The organism is Peribacillus sp. FW305-BF15 (assembly GCF_058783805.1).
In genome coordinates this window covers 196,193-212,773 of record NZ_JBYSYV010000011.1, presented here as the reverse complement: position 1 = coordinate 212,773, position 16,581 = coordinate 196,193, and the positions used below count along the sequence as shown (strand labels likewise).

At 44.0% G+C, this 16,581-nt stretch carries 16 protein-coding genes and 5 tRNA genes; 14 read left to right on the top strand and 7 right to left on the bottom strand.

The annotated features are described in order from the left end of the window. The first annotated feature begins 78 nt into the window (after nt 1-78). From AC3WLU_RS14285 to AC3WLU_RS14265, 5 genes are all read left to right on the top strand, one after another. Nucleotides 79-152 (top strand) — tRNA-Gly (locus tag AC3WLU_RS14285). 5 nt (nt 153-157) lie between these two features. Then, a tRNA-Ile gene (locus AC3WLU_RS14280) sits at nt 158-234 on the top strand. A 12-nt stretch (nt 235-246) separates the two neighbouring features. Next, nucleotides 247-321: transfer RNA gene (locus AC3WLU_RS14275), tRNA-Asn, on the top strand. 1 nt (nt 322) lies between these two features. Continuing rightward, nucleotides 323-413: transfer RNA gene (locus AC3WLU_RS14270), tRNA-Ser, on the top strand. A 3-nt stretch (nt 414-416) separates the two neighbouring features. Beyond that, a tRNA-Glu gene (locus tag AC3WLU_RS14265) sits at nt 417-488 on the top strand. Between the two features lie 41 nt (nt 489-529). Here the strand turns inward: AC3WLU_RS14265 and AC3WLU_RS14260 are convergent. Then, nucleotides 530-1,279, bottom strand: coding sequence for a TraR/DksA C4-type zinc finger protein (locus AC3WLU_RS14260; RefSeq protein ID WP_098185814.1), 750 nt, complete (start codon nt 1,277-1,279; stop codon nt 530-532). Nucleotides 1,280-1,430: 151 nt separating this feature from the next. Beyond that, a complete protein-coding gene (locus AC3WLU_RS14255; RefSeq protein WP_413004958.1) occupies nt 1,431-2,351 on the bottom strand; it encodes a 1,4-dihydroxy-2-naphthoate polyprenyltransferase in 921 nt (306 codons plus the stop codon). 297 nt (nt 2,352-2,648) lie between these two features. Here AC3WLU_RS14255 and AC3WLU_RS14250 point away from each other — a divergent pair, with 297 nt between their 5' ends. The 7 genes from AC3WLU_RS14250 to AC3WLU_RS14220 all read left to right on the top strand — a co-directional run bounded on the left by AC3WLU_RS14250 (nt 2,649) and on the right by AC3WLU_RS14220 (nt 10,606). Continuing rightward, nucleotides 2,649-4,058 carry an isochorismate synthase gene (locus tag AC3WLU_RS14250; RefSeq protein WP_187050207.1) on the top strand — a complete coding sequence of 470 codons (1,410 nt, stop codon included), beginning with the start codon at nt 2,649-2,651 and terminating at the stop codon, nt 4,056-4,058. Continuing rightward, nucleotides 4,051-5,802, top strand: a complete 1,752-nt coding sequence (gene menD / locus AC3WLU_RS14245; RefSeq protein ID WP_492597445.1) for a 2-succinyl-5-enolpyruvyl-6-hydroxy-3-cyclohexene-1-carboxylic-acid synthase — start codon at nt 4,051-4,053, stop codon at nt 5,800-5,802. The genes AC3WLU_RS14250 and menD overlap by 8 nt, the downstream gene beginning before the upstream one ends. Next, nucleotides 5,799-6,620 carry a 2-succinyl-6-hydroxy-2,4-cyclohexadiene-1-carboxylate synthase gene (gene menH, locus AC3WLU_RS14240; protein ID WP_268565130.1) on the top strand — a complete coding sequence of 274 codons (822 nt, stop codon included), beginning with the start codon at nt 5,799-5,801 and terminating at the stop codon, nt 6,618-6,620. The genes menD and menH overlap by 4 nt, the downstream gene beginning before the upstream one ends. A 7-nt stretch (nt 6,621-6,627) precedes the next feature. Beyond that, nucleotides 6,628-7,440 (top strand): 1,4-dihydroxy-2-naphthoyl-CoA synthase, encoded by an 813-nt coding sequence (gene menB, locus AC3WLU_RS14235; protein WP_370029151.1) that lies wholly within the window; start codon nt 6,628-6,630, stop codon nt 7,438-7,440. Between the two features lie 86 nt (nt 7,441-7,526). Continuing rightward, nucleotides 7,527-9,008 (top strand): o-succinylbenzoate--CoA ligase, encoded by a 1,482-nt coding sequence (locus tag AC3WLU_RS14230; protein WP_492597444.1) that lies wholly within the window; start codon nt 7,527-7,529, stop codon nt 9,006-9,008. After that, entirely contained in the window at nt 9,005-10,108 is a 1,104-nt protein-coding gene (gene menC, locus AC3WLU_RS14225) for an o-succinylbenzoate synthase (RefSeq protein ID WP_492597450.1), read from the top strand. Before AC3WLU_RS14230 ends, menC begins: the two co-directional genes overlap by 4 nt. 351 nt (nt 10,109-10,459) lie before the next feature. After that, complete coding sequence (locus tag AC3WLU_RS14220) at nt 10,460-10,606, top strand: hypothetical protein (protein ID WP_153246142.1); 147 nt, start codon at nt 10,460-10,462, stop codon at nt 10,604-10,606. Nucleotides 10,607-10,652: 46 nt separating this feature from the next. Here the strand turns inward: AC3WLU_RS14220 and AC3WLU_RS14215 are convergent, their stop codons facing one another. Together AC3WLU_RS14215 and AC3WLU_RS14210 are read right to left on the bottom strand one after the other, a co-directional pair. Further along, entirely contained in the window at nt 10,653-11,348 is a 696-nt protein-coding gene (locus AC3WLU_RS14215; RefSeq protein WP_057279187.1) for a response regulator, read from the bottom strand. Next, nucleotides 11,341-12,951 (bottom strand): ATP-binding protein, encoded by a 1,611-nt coding sequence (locus tag AC3WLU_RS14210; RefSeq protein WP_492597443.1) that lies wholly within the window; start codon nt 12,949-12,951, stop codon nt 11,341-11,343. The genes AC3WLU_RS14215 and AC3WLU_RS14210 overlap by 8 nt, the downstream gene beginning before the upstream one ends. 140 nt (nt 12,952-13,091) lie before the next feature. Between AC3WLU_RS14210 and AC3WLU_RS14205 the strand changes: the two genes are divergently transcribed. Next, the gene (locus AC3WLU_RS14205) at nt 13,092-14,156 is read left to right on the top strand and encodes a DctP family TRAP transporter solute-binding subunit (RefSeq protein ID WP_063574838.1); all 1,065 of its coding nucleotides are present in this window, start codon (nt 13,092-13,094) and stop codon (nt 14,154-14,156) included. A gap of 132 nt (nt 14,157-14,288) precedes the next feature. Here the strand turns inward: AC3WLU_RS14205 and AC3WLU_RS14200 are convergent, their stop codons facing one another. Both AC3WLU_RS14200 and yidD read right to left on the bottom strand, forming a co-directional pair. Continuing rightward, a complete protein-coding gene (locus AC3WLU_RS14200; protein WP_145504256.1) occupies nt 14,289-15,239 on the bottom strand; it encodes a metal ABC transporter solute-binding protein, Zn/Mn family in 951 nt (316 codons plus the stop codon). A gap of 121 nt (nt 15,240-15,360) precedes the next feature. Next, a complete protein-coding gene (gene yidD, locus AC3WLU_RS14195) occupies nt 15,361-15,582 on the bottom strand; it encodes a membrane protein insertion efficiency factor YidD (protein WP_206758824.1) in 222 nt (73 codons plus the stop codon). 209 nt (nt 15,583-15,791) lie between these two features. Here yidD and AC3WLU_RS14190 point away from each other — a divergent pair, with 209 nt between their 5' ends. Next, nucleotides 15,792-16,265 carry an S-ribosylhomocysteine lyase gene (locus AC3WLU_RS14190; RefSeq protein ID WP_034310515.1) on the top strand — a complete coding sequence of 158 codons (474 nt, stop codon included), beginning with the start codon at nt 15,792-15,794 and terminating at the stop codon, nt 16,263-16,265. 37 nt (nt 16,266-16,302) lie between these two features. On the opposite strand, the gene ytzI is transcribed toward AC3WLU_RS14190, so the two are convergent. Further along, nucleotides 16,303-16,458 carry a YtzI protein gene (ytzI, locus tag AC3WLU_RS14185; RefSeq protein ID WP_034310518.1) on the bottom strand — a complete coding sequence of 52 codons (156 nt, stop codon included), beginning with the start codon at nt 16,456-16,458 and terminating at the stop codon, nt 16,303-16,305. Nucleotides 16,459-16,581 lie beyond the last annotated feature (123 nt).

The following is a 16,581-nucleotide window of genomic DNA, read 5'->3' as shown; positions in this document are numbered from 1 at the left end:
GATTGTGGCGAAGTGGTTAACGCACCTGATTGTGGTTCAGGCATTCGTGGGTTCGATTCCCATCAGTCGCCCCATTTCGCGGGTGTAGTTTAGTGGTAAAACCTCAGCCTTCCAAGCTGATGATGAGGGTTCGATTCCCTTCACCCGCTCCAAATATGGGCCTATAGCTCAGCTGGTTAGAGCGCACGCCTGATAAGCGTGAGGTCGATGGTTCGAGTCCATTTAGGCCCACCATATTCATATTGTTCCGCAGTAGCTCAGTGGTAGAGCATTCGGCTGTTAACCGAACGGTCGTAGGTTCGAGTCCTACCTGCGGAGCCATGGGGAAGTACTCAAGAGGCTGAAGAGGCGCCCCTGCTAAGGGTGTAGGTCGCGCGAGCGGCGCGAGGGTTCAAATCCCTCCTTCTCCGCCAGTTGGCCCGTTGGTCAAGCGGTTAAGACACCGCCCTTTCACGGCGGTAACACGGGTTCGAATCCCGTACGGGTCATAACAAAAAAGGAAGCATACATTCATGTATGCTTCTTTTTTTTATTTATTTTCCTTGATATAACCATCTTTTTGTTTATAGGGAATGTCTCCAAGTTGGGATTCTATATTTTCTTCTTTCAGGGTATCTTCATATTCCTTTTGCTTTTTGTTCGGTATATCCACTCTCGTTTTTCCTTCGATATCATTTGCGGCAAATCCTTCATAGTCTTCAGGAAATCCATCCGTTTCATCCTCGTTTTTATAAAGATCATTGTAATTATCATGATCACCGGTATAATCAGATGGCGTTTCTGATGTACCGAATTTGGCCACTTCACCAAAGCTATCTTCTTTAGCCGCCATTTCGATTCCATGACGATTTTCAAAATGATCACCCTTGGATGGAATCAGTATATCCTCTTCCACTGGCCTGTCTTGTGAAAGCGTTCGTTCTGGGGCATGCTCGACACAGTAGAGGGTGCTTGGGATCGCTTCAAGCCTCTCGATGGGGATTTCCTTATTGCAGGTTTTACAATGGCCATACGATCCTTCTTCCATGGCTTTCAAAGCTTCTTCTATTTTCTCCATTTCGGATTGTGCATGCTCATCGAGTGCTTGATTCCGTTCCATCTCGAATAATTCGGTCCCTAGGTCTGCAGGATGATTATCATAGGATGATAATTCACCTACGGATTCCGTCTGGCTTTTATCCAGAACGGATTGTTCATCATTTTGAATTCTATTACATAGCTCATTTTTTTCCTGAAGCAGTTCTTTTTTTAATTTTTGCGTTTGTTGTTTCGTTGCCATATCCAATTCACTCCTTCTAAACTAAAGTCCAAATCTCTTTTTATATTGGTAAGGTGGTTGTATTATCTATTACCCGAATCGGAGTATAGGAAAACAATATGGAACGGAAGATAGAAAAAAGGACTGAGCGGATGGGCTCAGTCCCCGGAGACTATATAAGATAGCTGATGAATAATCCAATGGCCATGAGTAAACCAAAGAAGGTGTTCGTTTGGGCAGTGGCTTTCATTGCCGGCACCATCGTGATCGGCTGTGTTTTACCTACGAAGCCTTTTATTGCGGCCATTGCCTTCGGTATGCTAAGGAAGGCAAGGAGGATCCAAGCCGTAACGCTTCCGGTAAGAACGAGCCCAACAAGCCATAGATAAGAGAAAGCGAACATGATTGCCATGAATGTCAGGGCGTTTTTCCTGCCCATCACGACTGGCATCGTTTTGCGGCCATGTGCCTTATCCCCATCATGATCCCGGAGGTTATTGGATAAGTTGATCAGCCCTACCAGTATCCCACTTGGAATGGCAATTAAAATGGCTGTTGAAGAAACATCACCGGTTTGAATGAAAAAGGCGATCAGGATTATCAAAAAGCCCATGAACAATCCAGAAAAAAGTTCCCCGAACGGTGTATATGAAATGGGCAGGGGACCGCCTGTATAAAGATAGCCGACAAGCATGCAAATGAGGCCTACTGCAGCTAGCCACCAAGACGATGCGGCACAGATATAGATTCCAATGATCAAGGCGATGGCATACATGCCAAGGGCCAAGTTCATGATTAGTCTGGGGGTCATCCCATGACGGACGATCCCGCCTCCGATGCCTACGGATTCCTCCGTATCCAGGCCTCTCTTGAAATCATAGTATTCATTGAATAAATTGGTTGCAGCTTGAATCAGGATACTTGCAACCATCATGGCAGCGAATAGTAACCAATTCACTCCATCTTCCAAAAGTGCAATCACAGTTCCAAGTAAGACTGGGACAAAAGCTGCGGTTAGTGTATGTGGACGAATTAACTCCCACCAAATCTTCCAGGTCCGTTTAAGGGGAAGTCCGTCGTATTCTGTTTGCATTATTTCTCTCCTCAAAATCATTATTGGTTCTCTCGAAATTATAACAAATATTGAAATGTTGCACAAAAGGTTATCCTAATAAATGCAGGAAAAGTGGTATGGGTGTAATTGAAATTCATGGGTGATTCATTTCCAAAATCAAGGGTATTTCTCTACATTCGCTAAGATTCATATAATAAGGAAAAAAGCAGGGAAGAATCGTTCGGTAAAGGGGCGTTTTATTGACATGAGGTTCAAGGGAGGTGTATCTTTAAATAGGTTAAATAGCTTTTAAAATGTACATTTGGGGGGATTTTTTTGGCTATCTCAGAGGAAACTGAACAGTTTCAGGGACTGGCTTCAGCTATACAAAAGGCGAAGGACTTGAATGATCAAGTTCTATTCAGTCATATTAAGAAGATTAAATGCAACAGCCCCCTTTCATTTTATCAAGCTGGAAGAGAACGGTATGCAGGTGAACGCTTTTTCTGGGAGGACCCTGCAAAGGAAATAACCATCACCGGTTTAGGCAATGTTAAGAAACTCAAAGCGGCATCGAATGCCGAACGTTATAGAGAAGTCGAAAAGAGCTGGATCAAACTGCAGAATGATGCTGTCAAAACAGGAGTGACCGATGTAGAAGCGACAGGTCCTTTACTGTTTGGGGGCTTTTCTTTTGATTATGAAACTGACAGTACGCTCCTTTGGAATCAGTTCGGGGACAACCTGTTTTATATACCTGCCTTCATGCTGTCAATAGTGGGGAAACAAGCTTACTTAACGACAAACTTACTTTGTTCGCCTGATGATTCAGAAAAACTCTTCATAGATATGATAAATGAACGGGAAGCTTTCCTCTTCGAAAGCTTGGATGGCAATGGATTGGGTGCAAATTCCCTTGTTATGCAGAGGGAAGTCGAACCTGAGGAATGGAAGCGGACGGTCGCAGAGGCTGTTCAGGAAATCAAGACGACAGATCTCGACAAGATTGTTTTGGCAAGGGAGCTTCGACTTGGTTTTGAACGTTCCATCGATTCGGGGAAAGTGCTTGAACAATTGATTGCTGAGCAGCCATTGAGTTATATTTTCAGTTTGGAGGCTGGTGGTGACTGTTTTGTCGGTGCCACTCCCGAACGTTTGATTAAGAAACAGGGAAATGAAGTTTTTTCTACCTGCCTTGCCGGATCGATGCGGCGAGGGAAAGATGAGCAAGAAGATGTTTGTCTTGGTGAAGAATTGCTTCATGACCAAAAGAATTTACAAGAGCATCAATATGTCGTGTCGATGATATCCAATGCTTTTGATTCTGTATGCGAAAAGGTGATGGTCCCAGCCGGACCGACACTTATGAAAAACCGACATATCCAGCATTTGTACACACCGGTTCGCGGTATATCCAAGAAAGGTGTCACGATTTTTGAATTTGTCGAGAACCTCCATCCCACCCCTGCCATGGGAGGACTTCCAAAAGAAAAGGCTGTTGTCCGAATTCGGGAATTGGAAGGTCTGGAACGCGGATTTTATGCGGGTCCTTTAGGCTGGGTGGATACGTATGGGAACGGGGAATTCGCTGTAGGGATACGTTCTGCCCTGATACAGAACAATGAGGCATCGCTCTTTGCCGGATGCGGAGTAGTGGAAGATTCGACACCCGAAAGTGAATTCCGGGAAACGGGGATTAAATTCAATCCGATGTTAAGTGCTTTAGGAGGAAATCTTAATGAATGACCGAGATGCATTGACAGCGTATGCTGCTTCATTCGTCGATGAGCTTGCACAAAATGAGGTGAAGCATGTGGTGGTGAGCCCAGGTTCACGATCCACGCCACTGGCTTTGCTGCTAGTGGAACATCCTGATATCGAAATTCATATTAATGTGGATGAGCGTTCGGCTGCTTTTTTTGCCCTTGGTTTGGCTAAGGCCTTAAAAGAACCTGTCGGACTTCTTTGTACGTCCGGTACAGCCGCTGCAAACTATTACCCAGCCGTCATCGAGGCTTTCTATTCAAGAGTGCCGCTTATTGTACTTACCGCTGACCGTCCGCATGAATTGCGAGATGTCGGAGCCCCGCAGGCGATCGATCAAATACACCTTTACGGGAGACATGTAAAATGGTTTGTCGAAATGGCTCTTCCTGAAAGCACTGAAGGGATGATGCGGTATGCCAGAACGGTCGGTGCAAGGGCAGTGGCTACTGCGGCCGCTGAACCGGCTGGGCCTGTACATTTGAATTTCCCGCTTCGAGAACCATTGATTCCGGACCTGGATCAAGCAAAAGAGTACCGGCAAAATAAAAGGAAGCCTGCAGTGTTGATTGACAGTGGAGAACGGTCATTGTCCGCATCACAAATAGAAGCGGTTGCAACTACATTGTCAAAAGCTAAGCAAGGTATCATTGTATGTGGTGAATTACCGCATCCAGAGATGAAGGAAGCCATTGTCGCATTAGCGAAAAAGCTTGCTTTTCCGGTACTGGCTGATCCCCTTTCACAGTTAAGGAGCGGAAGTCATGATAAAGCCGTCATCATTGATACGTACGATACGTTTCTGCGCGATGAAACGGCAAAAGCGGCGTTCAGGCCGGAGGTGATCTTGCGATTCGGGGCAATGCCTGTATCTAAACCGTTATTGTTATTCATGAAAAAACAAAAACAGGCGATTACTTTGGTCGTCGATGGCGGAGCAGGCTGGCGAGAACCAGCCGGTTTGGCAACGAATATGATTTACAGCGAAGAGAAAGATTTTTGTCTGCGAATAGCTCAAAGCATTACTTCTTCCCCTGATGATGAATGGCTTCGCTTATGGCAAACCGTCAACGGTGCGACGAAGGATGCCTTAGCCTCCGTCAGGGATGAAGCGGAGTTAAGCGAAGGCAAGCTGTTCGCTTTGCTTGCTGATATGATGCCATTGGAGTCGACGTTATTTGTCGGGAATAGTATGCCTATACGTGATTTGGATACTTTCTTTTTGAATAATGGAAAGGGAATCCAAACCATTGCCAATCGTGGGGCGAATGGCATCGATGGTGTCGTTTCCACTGCACTTGGCGTGAGCACGGTATCGAAAAATACAGTGCTGGCAATCGGGGATTTAAGCTTTTTCCATGATATGAATGGCTTGCTTGCAGCAAAACTTCAAAAACAAAATATCACGATTTTGCTGGTTAATAATGATGGCGGCGGCATTTTTTCCTTCTTGCCGCAGGCGAATGAGAGGGAACATTTCGAAACGCTATTCGGCACGCCTCATGGGCTTGATTTTTCACATACTGCCCAGCTTTATGGCGGTAAATACAACAAGGTGCAAAATTGGGATGAGTTCGAGAAGGTATTTACAGAGTCGTTCGAAATTCAAGGTCTGAAAATCATCGAAGTACCGACAGAAAGAGAGTCCAATTTACAAAAGCATCGAAATTTGTGGAGCTTTGTTTCCCAGGAAATAAAAATGGTGTTAGACAGGGAAATATCATGAATATTGTCAGCAAGGATGTCAATTATGCTGTTGAAATAACGGGAAATGGGGATCCTCTTGTACTTTTGCATGGATTTACGGGAAATCGGGATACATGGAAATTTCTCATCCCGCTACTGAGTGACAGGTATACGCTGATCATGGTCGACATCATCGGACATGGCATGTCTGCATCACCAGCCGACTATCGAAGGTATGAGCTGGAAAATGTGGCTGAGGATATCAAGTATATTTTGGATGTGTTACATTTCCCGAAAGCCCATATTCTTGGATACTCGATGGGCGGAAGGCTCGGATTGGGATTTGCCTGTTTGTATCCTGAATATGTTGATACATTGATACTGGAGAGTGCTTCACCAGGTCTTTTAACAGAAGAGGAACGGGAAATCCGAAGGGGAAATGATCGGAGGCTTGCCGAACGGATTCTTGCAAATGGCATGGAAGCGTTTGTGGATCAATGGGAAAACATCCCGCTGTTTGAAAGCCAAAAACGGTTGTCGGCCAAAACCAGGTCAGCCATTCGGGAGCAGCGGCTGGCAAATGACCCTGCTGGCCTTTCCAATAGCCTTCTTGGCATGGGGACCGGCAGTCAGGCTTCTTACTGGGAACAACTGCAAACCCTTGATTTCCCGGTGCTCCTTGTAACCGGTGAACTTGACCATAAGTTTTGTCGAATAGCGGACTCGATGAAAAAAGAGCTGAAGCGCGCCGAATGGAAAATAATAAATGATGCGGGACATGCGATTCATGTGGAAGTTGGAGAAAAGTTTGGTAAAATAATAAGTGAGTTTTTAAAGCGAAATAAAAGGAGGAATTAATGTGACGATTCAATGGGAAACAATACGTGAATATGATGAGATTTTGTATGAAAAATATAACGGGATTGCGAAAGTGTCCATCAATCGACCGCATGTACATAATGCATTCACGCCAAAAACGACTGCTGAAATGATTGATGCATTTGCAAGGGCGCGTGATGATTCCAGCATTGGTGTCATTATTTTAACAGGTGTAGGCGGCAAAGCATTCTGTTCAGGCGGAGACCAAAAAGTCCGCGGAAATGGCGGATATGTGGGTGAAGATAACATTCCGCGTCTAAATGTTCTTGATTTGCAACGTTTGATCCGCGTCATTCCAAAACCAGTCGTAGCCATGGTGGCAGGATATGCAATTGGCGGAGGTAATGTCTTGAACGTGGTATGTGACTTGACGATTGCTGCTGACAATGCAATTTTCGGACAAACTGGACCGAATGTAGGAAGCTTTGATGCTGGTTATGGTTCTGGCTACCTTGCACGTATCGTGGGTCATAAAAAGGCGCGTGAAATCTGGTACCTATGCCGTCAATACAATGCACAGGAAGCATTGGATATGGGATTGGTCAACACGGTCGTGCCTTTAGACCAATTAGAAGCGGAAACGGTTAAATGGTGTGAAGAAATGCTTGAGAAGAGCCCGACTGCACTTCGTTTCCTGAAAGCGGCAATGAACGCTGATACGGATGGCCTTGCAGGTCTTCAGCAATTGGCTGGTGACGCTACACTTTTATACTATACAACAGAAGAAGCAAAAGAAGGCCGCGATGCATTCAAAGAAAAACGTACTCCGGACTTTGGGCAATTCCCTCGTTTCCCTTAATGAAACGCGTGAATCGATGAAACTGACAGCTTGGCGGAAAATCGCCGGGCTGTTTTCTATATCAAAAAGGAAGAGGGGAAGCAGTAATGGCAGAAGAAAAGTTGCCGAACTGGCTTAAAAATCGGGCGCATCTTTCACCGGATCGCCCGGCAATTGAGTTTGAAGGTCATACGTATAGCTTTCTTGAACTGTATACTTTATCGGAGAAGATGGCTGGAAGGCTTTCAAGCATTGGTCTGGGCGCTGGCGATTCATGCGCGGTTTTGCTCCGTAACCATATTGATGGTGTTGTCGTTATCCATGCACTATTTCATCTGGGTGTGAAGATTGTGATGCTGAATAATAAGCTAACGGCAAAAGAGCTGTCCTGGCAGATCGAGGACAGCAAAACTGCCTATCTGGTTTCGGAAGGGTCCTTCTCCGGCAAACTCGCTGATATTGGTGAGATTCTCCCGGATTTGAAGCTTCACTTAATGGAAGAATTGCCGGATGAAGGCACAGCAGTGATACTTCAAGAGTTTTACCTTGAGGATACCGCTACGATCATGTATACATCTGGCACGACAGGAAATCCAAAAGGGGTGATCCAAACATTCGGCAACCATTGGTGGAGTGCCGTAGGGTCTGTTTTGAACCTTGGATTGCATGAAGAAGATTCTTGGTATTGTGCGGTTCCGATCTTTCATATTAGCGGTTTATCCATCTTGATGAAAAATGTGATTTATGGCATGAAAGTCGTTTTGGCGGAACGTTTTGATGAACGGGAAGCAAACCGGAGCATCCAGGAAAATGGCGTGACGATCATTTCGGTCGTGACGGCGATGCTGAATAGGATGGTGCAGGATATGAAGGGAACAAGCTATCCAAAAACCTTCCGCTGTTTCCTGTTGGGCGGCGGCCCTGCACCCGTCCATTTGCTTGAGGTATGTAAGGAGAAAGGGATTCCCGTCTATCAAACATATGGGATGACCGAAACGTCTTCACAGATTGTGACGCTGGCACCGGAATATAGCATGACAAAAATCGGCTCTGCGGGAAAGCCTTTGTTTCCTTCGCAGTTACGGATTGAGAAAGACGGCACGATGTGTGAACCGGGTGCAGTGGGGGAAATCGTGGTATCGGGTCCGAATGTGACGAAAGGCTATTTTAATCGGATGGATGCTACACAGCAGGCCATTATCGATGGATGGCTTTATACTGGGGACCTTGGTTATCTCGATGAGGAAGGTTTTTTATATGTGCTTGACCGACGCTCGGATTTAATCATTTCCGGCGGTGAAAATGTCTACCCGGCCGAGATTGAAAATGTCCTTAGTGCGCACCCCGATGTGTTCGAAGCGGGAGTGACGGGGACAGAAGATGAAAAATGGGGACAGGTCCCGCTTGCTTTTGTTGTCCTGCATCAAGGTGCAGAGCTAGGTGAGAGCGAACTGCTCGAATATTGCAAGGAGTATTTGGCATCCTATAAGATTCCCCGGAACGTGATATTTTGTAAGGAGCTTCCCCGGAATGGAGCAAGCAAGCTTCTGAGACGGGAACTGAAGAAGGAGATGGGGGAATGGCAATGAAGTTATCCTCCATTTCCCTCAAGCTCATTAAGGCCCCTTTAAAGCGGCCATTCAAGACGCATCTTGAAACGGTAAGCGACCGGGAAGTGATAATAGTCGAAGCCATGGATGAAGACGGATTGATTGGATACGGGGAAGCCGTGCCTTTTACAAGTCCTTGGTATACCGAGGAAACGATCAAAACATGTTTTCATATGTTGGAAGACTTCTTAATCCCGCTGACATTGGCCAGTCAGATCAGGCATCCTGATGAGCTGCCGAACTTATGGAGCGGAATCAGGCGGAATGCAATGGCGAAGTCGGCTTTAGAGCAGGCAATCCTCGATTTGTATGCGAAGCAGAAAGGAGTCTACCTCGGATGGCTGTTTGGCGGCGAACGAAGGGAAGTGGCCGCTGGCGTAGTCATTGCATCGAATGATATAGAAGATGCGATGCGCCAGATCGAGGATTTTTCCGATTCCGGTTATCAGCGATATAAAATAAAAATAAATCCTCAAAATGATCTGGAGTTTTTAGCGGAAATCCGTCGGGCCTATCCCGATATCCCGCTAATGGCAGATGCCAATTCAGCGTACACTCTTGATGACATCCCGCATCTGCAGAAGCTTGATGACTTTAAGCTGATGATGATTGAGCAGCCGCTGGGGCATGACGACATTGTGGAACATTCATTTTTGCAGAAACAGCTGCAGACACCCATTTGCCTTGATGAAAGCATAAACTCATTTCATGATGCAAAAAGTGCACTGTCGCTCCAGAGCTGTGGGGTCATCAACATTAAGATGGCTAAAGTCGGCGGCTGGATGGAAGCTGTAAGAATCCATGATCTATGCCTGGGAAATGATGTTCCCGTTTGGTGCGGCGGTATGATTGAATTTGGCATTTCACGTGCACATAATATTGCACTTGCCTCATTAAAAGGGTTCACGATTCCCGGGGATATATCATCTTCATCCCGCTATTGGGATGGAGATATAATCGATCCTGAAGTCATCGTCGAAAATGGCATGATCCAAGTTCCCGATAAAGCTGGAATCGGTTTTGCCATCAATGAAAAGCGGCTAAAGGAATTGACTACATATAGTAAACTGTTCAAATGAAACATCAAAGGAGGTGCACGGCCCACCTCTTTTGATCAAATATTGATCATATCTCCTTGTACTCCCACGATCTATGCAACTTACCCAATTCGTACTTTATTGGATGGAAACCCCACCCTTTTGGAACATGATTTTAATAGGATACTAACAGTCGGAGGAAAGGGTACGGCTGACTGAAATCAACCTCAACATTTTTAATTTGTCTGCAGATTTTTTAGAAAAATCATTTAAATGGCCCGATAGACCATAATTTTTTCGGAAAATGGGGCTTTGTCTATTTTTCCTTTATTGGATTATTTTGTATAATGAATGAAAAGAAGGGCAACCAAAGGGAAAAGGAGGGGAGAGTGTATGAAAAAACCGTACCTTATTGCGGAAATTCTACTAAGAAGGGGCATGCCTGACTATGTCATAAAAGAAGTGACGGCTTTGAAGGAGTGCGAGCTGTTTCTTTTGAAGCGAAAGTGGGGCCTATATGACCGGAAGACAGGTGCATAAAGAATGATAGTAAAAAGGGAACCGTTTCAAGCCGGTCCCCATGCGTTTAAGGTTTTTTTAGCCGGTACCTATTGACTGGACGGCCTATGCTGCCATATTGAACGTCAAGCTGAAGGACTTCTTCGCCATGCAAGTATTCAAGATAGCGCCTAGCTGTAACTCTGGCGATTCCAATTCCATCAGCCACTTCTTCTGCCGATAGTGACCCAGGCTGGGTCTTTATGAACTTCGTCACTTGCTCAAGAGTCGCGCCATTCAATCCTTTCGGAACATCATATTTCGGACGCGCTTCAGAATGTGTCTTATTTTGAAAGAGGATTCGGTCGAGCTGATTTTGGGAAATTTGATGATCAGGTTCAACCTCCATCCGAAAAGCATAATATTGTTCCAGCGTATGTTTTAGCCTATCGAATTTAAATGGCTTGATTAAATAGTCAAAAGCCCCGTTCTGTATCATTTTTCGAATCGTTTTCTGATCATTTGCCGCTGAAATGATGATGACATCCACATCAATTTGCTCTTTTCTAATTTGATAAAGTGTATCAACCCCGTTTAAAGATGGCATGAAGATGTCCAAAATGACAAGGTCGGGTTTAGACTGCCTGATTTTTTCCAGACCTTCAAGCCCATTTGAAGCTGTATCAACGATTTTAAAGGCAGGCAGGCGCTCGATGAACTGTTTGTTGACCTCTTGGACCATTGGGTCATCTTCAATTAATAGTACACGAATTTCGTTAGTCATTTTGGTTCTCCTCTATATCATGCATCGGAAAAGAAAGAAAAAAGCTTGTTCCCTCATTAGGGCGTGTCGTGAATTTCATTTCGCCGTTCGCTTTTTTTACAATTTGGTCTATTAGATAAAGACCAATTCCTGATCCTTCCGCACCTTTTGTTGTAAAACCATATTCGAAAATATCTTTATGAATGTCCTCGGGAATGCCGGGTCCATTATCCTCAAGCACGATTTGACAATGACGTTCATCCTGGTAGATGGATAGATAAACCTGCTTTGTTTCCTCTGAACAATACTTTAGCGCTGCGAATGAGTTTTCGATCAGGTTTCCGATTATCAAAACAAAATCGTGATGATCCAAACCAGCGGGGAAGCGGTCCAATTTTGTGTGTTTGTCCATGATGAGCTCGATCCCGAGTTCCCGTCCCAAGGAGATCTTACTTAATATCAGCCCCACTAAATTATCATCGTGAATGTGCTTCGTTAAAAACCTGGTCAATTCCTCTTGTTCTTCCGTGATCTGAAAAATGTAATGCAGCGCTTCGTCAAGATTACCTAGCTGGATCAATCCTGCTATCGTATGAAGTTTGTTCATATGTTCATGGTTTTGAACGCGCAGGGCTTCAACGAATGCTTTGACACTAGTCAACTCTTCAGCCAGCTTCGTCACATCGGTGCGATCCTGGAAAATGGCCACGGCACCGATCGTTTTATCCGCAATCTTTATCGGTACCCGGTTGCTTACAATATTCCTGTTTTGAACGGAGATTTCCTGATTGAAGATGGGAGATGTCCGATCGAGCACTTCCGGGAGACGGGTATCGTGTATGATATCATTGATATTCTTGCCTATGACCGCACCTTCGATCTTGAATATCTGCTTAGCCTTTTCATTGAAAATCGTGATGGCCTGATTATTATCTATGGCGATGACCCCTTCATGCATGGCATTGAAAGCGGCTGTCCTTTCAACCAACATCCGTGAAATTTCATGGGGTTCCAGTTGGAAGGTTTCTTTTTTTATCCTTTTTGCCATGAGCCAAGAGCCGCAAACACCGAATAGAAGGGTAAGGACCAGGATAATCGCGATTTCGCCTTTCAGGTCCTTGATTAATTCCGGTATCGTAGGCAGGATATTCCCGACCAGCACGACGCCGATTTGCTCTCTATCTCCATCAAGGATCGGGACAAAGGCGCGGACGGAAATGCCAAGTTCGCCAGCAGCCTTTGAAAGGTATTCGTGTTCAGCGAACGCAGCGCTTTCATCACTGCTGCCAGATGGGGTCCCCAATTGACTGAACACCGGGTGGGAATAGCGTATGTGCTGATTGTTAAGTACAACTATATAATCCGCTTGATGGATTTTTCTTAAGTTTTCAATAATCGGGTTAAGCTGCGTCCATCCTTCAGGCTCACGGACCAATTTCTGTACTTCAGGGAGTTCGGCAATGGTATGGGCTGTGATCATGGATCGTTTGCCGATTTCATCTTCCCTGACCGAAACGATATTTCCGAATATAAAAATCCCGCCTATAAGTATCGAAAAAGCGACGATTACGAATGATAGCAGGGTGATTTTAATTTGAATGGGCATATGAAAGGGTTTATCCATTGGTTTTCCTCCATTACTTCTATATTTAATAGTAACAGAATTTCTATCACTTTTCGCTATTTTTCGCGCAGTGTATTACGACAGCAATAAGCTGTGATAGAATAGTGATAATGTGAAGTGAGCGGTGAGGAGTTGTCGGTATGCGTGCATTATGGGGGTATTTCTTGTTAATTGGCTTGGGGCTGTTGATAGCCGTGTATATATCGTTTCAATCGTTCTTTACAAGCTTCGGTTTCAATTTGCCGAAGGATAAGGAGCAGGTCGGGATGAAGGATCAAATCGTGATTAAGTTCAGTCATGTCGTTGCCGAAAATACACCTAAAGGGCTAGCTGCAAACCGATTTGCCCAACTTGTCGATGAATATACAGACCATCGTGTCAAAATAGAAGTTTATCCTAATCAGTCATTATATAGTGATCAGGAAGAGATTGAGGCATTACAAGAAAACAAGGTGCAGATGATTGCACCGACTGCATCTAAAATCACGAGCATATCAAAGAAATGGATGCTATTGGACCTCCCTTACGTCTTTCCAACGGATGAGGCCTTGCAGGAAGCGTTGAATGGGGAAGTGGGGGAAGAGCTGCTCAAGCAGCTGAATATCATCGATATCGAAGGACTCGCATTTTGGTCGAATAACTATAAACAGATTACAAGCAGTAAGCCGATACGGCATCCAAGTGATTTTGCAGGAAAGCATTTCAGAATCATGCCAAGTGCAGTCCTGGAAAGCCAATTCAAGCATTTTGGAGCGACAACTTCTGTCCTGGAGTTTAATGAAACGTTCAAAAGCCTTGAAATCAACGAAACGGACAGCCAGGAAAATACGATTTCGAATATCTATTCCAAGAAATTATATGAAGTGCAAAAGTATTTAACGATCAGTGATCATGGCTATTTAGGGTATGTAGTCATGATAAACGAGCAGTTTTGGAACAAACTCCCGTTGGATATTCAGCAGCAAATCCAACGGGCGATGGATGATACAACGAAATGGCTATGGATCAAATCAAATGAATTGAATCAGGAACAGCTAAGGGAAATCCAGCAAAAATCGAATATCGACATCTATAAACTGTCAGATGAAGAAAAGAAAGAATGGATGGATGAGATGACCGTCATCTATCCGGAATTCGAATCCACGATTGGAACTGAATTGATGACGAAAATGGAAAAGATCCGTGAGAAGTATTTAAAGGAATAACTAAAGTAAGGGAATCCCATTGAAAGGGGTTCCCTTCTTCTTTATATTTGTTAGGAACCGAAACTCCAAGAACTCTTTAGAGTACCGAGTACAAAAAAGAAGCGAATCCAAAGGGAGTCGCTTCTTTCTCGTCTATTGCAAGGCAGTTTGCAGTGTCTTGACGTTTTTTTCCATTAAACTGAAGTAATCTTCGCCAGCTTCGATATCTTTTTCCGTCAACACGGAAAGGTTATGGAGCTCAAGTGATTTCGCTCCCATTTCCTTTTGGATGATTTCGGTAAGTTTAGAACTGATATTCTGCTCAAAGATGACATAGTTCAAGTCTTCTTTTTCAGCCATGGTTACGATTTTCCCCAGTTCCTTTTGAGAAGGTTCGTTTGAAGACGTTAGTCCTGTGACGCCAATTTGTTCCAATCCGTAGCGTTCCTCCCAATAACCATATGCAGAATGGGAAACGATGATCTTATTGGTACGGCCCGACTCGATCGTCGTCGCGAATTTTTCATCTAGTGCCTCAAGCTTTTCGGAAAGCTCATTGAAATGGCTGTTGAAATATTCTTCCTGTTCCGGCATTTTTTTCGTTAATTCATCCTTGATGGTTTTAGCCATGTCAATGGAATAGATGGGATCTAACCACAAATGCGGATTAACGCCCCCATGGTCATGACCGTCTTCTTCATTTGCATGTTCGTCTTCATGCTCATGCTCCTCTTCATCAAGATGAACCGTTTCACCCACCGCAATTGTGCTGACGCCTTCTTTGCTTAGAATTGGTTCAGCCTTGGTTACAAAGCCTTCAAGATTATAGCCAATATAGAAAAACAGGTCTGATTCAGCCATTTTCACAATATCTTTTTGAGAGGGTTCGAATGAGTGTTCATCCGTTCCTGGAGGATAAACCGTCTCGACATTCACGTACTCCCCGCCAATGGCCTCAGTGAAGTATTGTAAAGGGTAAACTGTCGTATATATATCCAAGGCATCCTTGGTTTCTTCTTTACTCGATTCTCCCTTTGAGTTGCCGCAGGCTGACAGAAATACCGCAGTAACAAGGAAAAGGGAGAGCCATGCTCGAATTTTCATATGATATGCTCCTTTATAATTCGTATTGATTACGATTTGAATTTTATATGGTAAAAACGAAATGATTACGATTTGACTTCTGTATGATACAAAAGATTGCAAAGGAAAGCAAGGTTTTTTTTTATTGGTCCTTACTTTTTTCTTTTTTTTCGGGAACAAGGTCAATGCCCCCTGGATGAAACGGATGACATTTAAGAATCCGGATGAGTGCTAACCAGCTTCCTTTTATAGGTCCGAAACGATTGACCGCTTCCAAACCATAATGGGAACAAGTTGGATAAAAACGGCAGGTGGGCGGTTTTAATGGAGAAATGGCAACTTGGTAAAAACGGATGACTCCCATTACTATTTTTTTCAGCACGATGCTTTCAGCTCTTTTCGAGTAAATTGACTACCCTCAATTATAGCATATTTTCTAAATTTCCCAAAAGGGTAAAAAAGGAATGAGCCTATTGGCAATCCGATTGATATAATGAGAATTAATTTTAAAGGATGAAATATATTGTTATTCAAGGTAAAATAGAGATGACATACAATTAAGGAGTGAATTAAATGCCTTCAGTTGAAAGCTTTGAATTAGATCATAACGCTGTTAAAGCCCCATATGTTAGACATTGCGGTGTCCATAAGGTAGGAACAGACGGTGTTGTTAATAAATTTGATATCCGTTTTTGCCAGCCGAATAAACAAGCGATGAAGCCGGACACGATCCATACCCTGGAACATTTGCTTGCATTCAATATCCGTAAGCATTCCGAGCGCTTCGATCACTTTGATATTATCGACATTTCGCCAATGGGATGTCAAACAGGATATTACCTTGTGGTCAGCGGCGAGCCGACTGTGACGGAAATCATCGATGTTCTTGAAGATACATTCAAGGATGCTGTTACAATTACCGAAATTCCTGCTGCAAACGAAAAACAATGCGGCCAAGCAAAATTGCATGATCTTGAAGGAGCTAAGAAATTAATGAATTTCTGGCTTGCACAAGATAAAGAAGATCTTCATAAAGTTTTCGGTTAATAAAAAAGTTCCTGTCCATTTGTGACAGGAACTTTTTTCATTTTTCGGGTTCTTCTTTTTTTCCCTCATCCTCTGGCAAAGGTTTGACCGGATCGACTGTATGCTTGTAGCTGTAACCTTTTCCGATGGTTAAGACCGATAGTGCCAATACAATCAGAATCACAATAATGGAGATAACTAAAACCGTAATCATACTTTACAGCTCCTAACGTTCACAATTTAGATTCATTTTAGCATAAGAACCGAGTCAGATAATGTTTCAATTTTCGAATAGAGGGAATTATAAAGGTATAACCAACTTACGGAGGTAGATATT

Coding starts and splice junctions, on each gene's coding strand:
- AC3WLU_RS14200 (WP_145504256.1), bottom strand. CDS start 15,239: ATGAAAATTCGAGCATGGCTCTCCCTTTTCCTTGTTACTGCGGTATTT.
- AC3WLU_RS14230 (WP_492597444.1), top strand. CDS start 7,527: ATGGCAGAAGAAAAGTTGCCGAACTGGCTTAAAAATCGGGCGCATCTT.
- AC3WLU_RS14190 (WP_034310515.1), top strand. CDS start 15,792: ATGCCTTCAGTTGAAAGCTTTGAATTAGATCATAACGCTGTTAAAGCC.
- ytzI (WP_034310518.1), bottom strand. CDS start 16,458: ATGATTACGGTTTTAGTTATCTCCATTATTGTGATTCTGATTGTATTG.
- AC3WLU_RS14255 (WP_413004958.1), bottom strand. CDS start 2,351: ATGCAAACAGAATACGACGGACTTCCCCTTAAACGGACCTGGAAGATT.
- AC3WLU_RS14260 (WP_098185814.1), bottom strand. CDS start 1,279: ATGGCAACGAAACAACAAACGCAAAAATTAAAAAAAGAACTGCTTCAG.
- AC3WLU_RS14210 (WP_492597443.1), bottom strand. CDS start 12,951: ATGGATAAACCCTTTCATATGCCCATTCAAATTAAAATCACCCTGCTA.
- yidD (WP_206758824.1), bottom strand. CDS start 15,582: ATGGGAGTCATCCGTTTTTACCAAGTTGCCATTTCTCCATTAAAACCG.
- menC (WP_492597450.1), top strand. CDS start 9,005: ATGAAGTTATCCTCCATTTCCCTCAAGCTCATTAAGGCCCCTTTAAAG.
- AC3WLU_RS14205 (WP_063574838.1), top strand. CDS start 13,092: ATGCGTGCATTATGGGGGTATTTCTTGTTAATTGGCTTGGGGCTGTTG.
- AC3WLU_RS14215 (WP_057279187.1), bottom strand. CDS start 11,348: ATGACTAACGAAATTCGTGTACTATTAATTGAAGATGACCCAATGGTC.
- menH (WP_268565130.1), top strand. CDS start 5,799: ATGAATATTGTCAGCAAGGATGTCAATTATGCTGTTGAAATAACGGGA.
- menD (WP_492597445.1), top strand. CDS start 4,051: ATGAATGACCGAGATGCATTGACAGCGTATGCTGCTTCATTCGTCGAT.
- AC3WLU_RS14220 (WP_153246142.1), top strand. CDS start 10,460: ATGAAAAAACCGTACCTTATTGCGGAAATTCTACTAAGAAGGGGCATG.